This is a genomic window from Mesorhizobium sp. M4A.F.Ca.ET.050.02.1.1 (assembly GCF_003997725.1).
Classification (GTDB): Bacteria; Pseudomonadota; Alphaproteobacteria; order Rhizobiales; family Rhizobiaceae; genus Mesorhizobium.
Genome location: NZ_RZSG01000800.1, coordinates 1 through 2,664, shown reverse-complemented (window position 1 = coordinate 2,664; position 2,664 = coordinate 1). Strand labels below are relative to the sequence as shown.

At 65.7% G+C, this 2,664-nt stretch carries 2 protein-coding genes; one reads left to right on the top strand and one right to left on the bottom strand.

Going from position 1 to position 2,664, the window contains the following annotated elements; all coding sequences use genetic code 11:
* Nucleotides 1-1,892 (top strand): acyltransferase family protein (locus EOA33_RS31335; RefSeq protein ID WP_145989390.1); only part of this gene is annotated, 1,892 nt, incomplete at its 5' end.
* Nucleotides 1,893-1,993: 101 nt separating this feature from the next.
* Here EOA33_RS31335 and EOA33_RS31330 read toward each other — a convergent pair.
* Nucleotides 1,994-2,664: protein-L-isoaspartate(D-aspartate) O-methyltransferase (locus tag EOA33_RS31330; protein ID WP_210212635.1), on the bottom strand; the 671-nt coding region annotated here is incomplete at its 5' end.

Below are 2,664 nucleotides of genomic sequence, written 5' to 3'. Positions count from 1 at the left end.
TCCATTTCGGGCTCACGGCGCTCCCCGGCGGCTTCACCGGCGTCGACATCTTCTTCGTCATCTCGGGCTATCTGATCACCCGCCATCTCGTGAACGAGATCGGCGAGACCGGCCGGCTCGACCTCTGGCGCTTCTATGCGCGGCGCGCGCGCCGGCTGCTTCCGGCCGCGCTGTTCGTCATCCTTGCCACGCTGGTCGCCGGCGCCGTCATCCTGTCGCCGGAGGAGCAGTCGCTCTATTCCAAGGGCGCCATGTTCGCCTCGGCCTACATGATCAATCTGTGGCTTATCCGCTGGTCGTTCGACTATTTCGCCGCCGACGCCGCCAACAACCCGTTCATCCATTTCTGGTCGCTGTCGGTCGAGGAGCAGTTCTACCTCGCCTGGCCGGCGCTGCTGATGCTTGCGGCATGGTTGAGGCCGGGCAAGCGGGCGGTGATCCTGGTCATCGGGCTTGCCGGCCTTGTCTCCTTCGCCGTCTGTGCCTGGCTGACCACGGTAGCCCAACCCTGGGCCTTCTATTTCTCGCCGTTGCGCGCCTGGGAGTTCGCCGCCGGCGGGCTGGCAACGCTCGTGCCGGCGGCGGCCTTGCGGCAGCGCCGCGGCCTGAGCGCCGCCATGGCCTGGGCGGGCCTTGCGCTGATCGCCATCGCCTATCTTTGCTTCAGCGAGGACGCCCCCTTCCCCGGCCTGCCGGCTTTGGTGCCGGTGGCCGGCACTGTCCTCATGCTGCTGGCGGGAGCGGCCGGCGCCAGGAACGGCCTCAGTGCCGTCCTGGCGCTGCCGCCCTTGCAATGGGTCGGCAAGCTTTCCTATTCGCTCTATCTCTGGCACTGGCCGGTCATCGTCTATGCCGGCATGCTTACCGCCGAGCTCTCCACCGTGCAGCGCCTCTTCTGCCTGGCGCTGACGCTGGCGCTGTCGGCCTTCACCTACCTGTTCATCGAGAACCCGATACGCCGCAATGGCTGGCTTATGGCCAATGCGGCGCGGGCGCTGGTGCCGGCCGTCCTCCTGACCGGCACCGGCGTCGTCGCCGCCTACGCCAATGCGCGACTGGCCGTGCACGACCTCGACCCCGAGCAGCGCGTCATCGCCGAAAGTGCGGCACGCCCCTCCACCGCGCGCGCCAAGGGCGGCTGCGTGCTCGATTTCGAGACCGTCAAGCCCAAGCCCTGCGTGTTCGGCGCCAAGGATGCCGAGGGTTCGGTCGTGCTGTTCGGCGACTCGCATGCCGATCATTGGTCGACGCCGCTGATCGAGGCGGCAAGCAGGAACAACTACCGCGTCGTGACCTATCTCAAATCCTCCTGCCGTGCCTCACGGGTCACGACCTGGAACTGGCGGCTGAAGCGCGACTACACCGAATGCGACCGGTGGCGGGAGCAATCGGTCAAGGACATCATCGCGCTGCATCCGCGCATGGTGGTGATCTCGGAATTCTCGATCGGCAACGTGATGAAGGAATCGCCCGAGGAACTGAGGCACGCCGATTGGAACCAGGAATGGAGGGCCGGCCTGCACTGGACGCTCGCGGCATTCAGCCGGGCCGGGATCAAGGTCGCGGTGATCAGGGACGTGCCCTACAATGGAAACTATGTCGACAAATGCGTGGCGCGGGCGCTCTGGCGCGGGCAGCCACCTGAGGTCTGCGATACGCCGAGGATCACGGCGGCGAACGACGATATCGCCGCGGCGGAGCGCGACGTCGTGCGCAGCGTGCCCGGCGCCACCTATGTCGACCTGACCAGCCAGTTCTGCGACCAGACCACCTGCCACGTCTTCATCAACGGCAAGCTCGCCTACCGCGACCGCCATCATCTGGCGACCCCCTTCGCGGAATCGCTGGAGCCTGTGGTGGAAAAGACAGTGCTGCGGCAGGTGCGCAGTTAGGGGCGAGAGCCGTACCTACTGCGGTCTTTCAGCTGCGAGCGGCGTTTGCCGGAGCTGCGTCAGGGTCGGAAAGCGCGGTCGTGCCAGCTGTGCGCACCGCATCAGACGGTTTCGAGCCGGCTGAACCGGACCGGAATGAGTTTGCGGGTCTTGATCTGCCCTGCCGCGGCCTTGTCGATAACAGTCAGAAACTGAACGTCTTCGGCCACCAGTGGCAGAACCAGACGTCCCCCTGGCTTGAGCTGGTCGAGCAGAGCCGGCGGCGTCCGGTCGGCCGCCACGCTCACCAGGATCTTGTCGAACGGAGCGTGCTCGGGCCAGCCGCGAGACCCGTCCCCGACACGGATGGCGACGTTGGAGAAGCCAAGGCCCCGCAGCAGATCCTCGGCCTGGCTGGCGAATTCCTCGATGATCTCGACGCTCCAGACCTGTCCGGCGAGTTCCGCGAGAATCGCGGTCTGATAACCCAGTCCGGTCCCGATCTCGAGCACCGACTCGTGGCGTCGGGGAGCAAGGAGATCGGTCATCAGAGCGACCATGAAGGGCTGAGAGATGGTCTTGTCGAAGCCGATCGGCAGCGGCATGTCCTGGTAGGCATAAGGCGCGACCGAGGCCGGCACGAAGAGATGTCGCGGCACCCGCAGCATCGAAGCCATCACCCGCTCTTCGAACGCTGCCTTGCCGAGTTCGTCGCTTGTAAGGTCGGCGAGGATCGCAATCATCTCGACCATGTGCCTGCGTAGGATCGCAAGGTGCTCTTCGTTCATCGGAT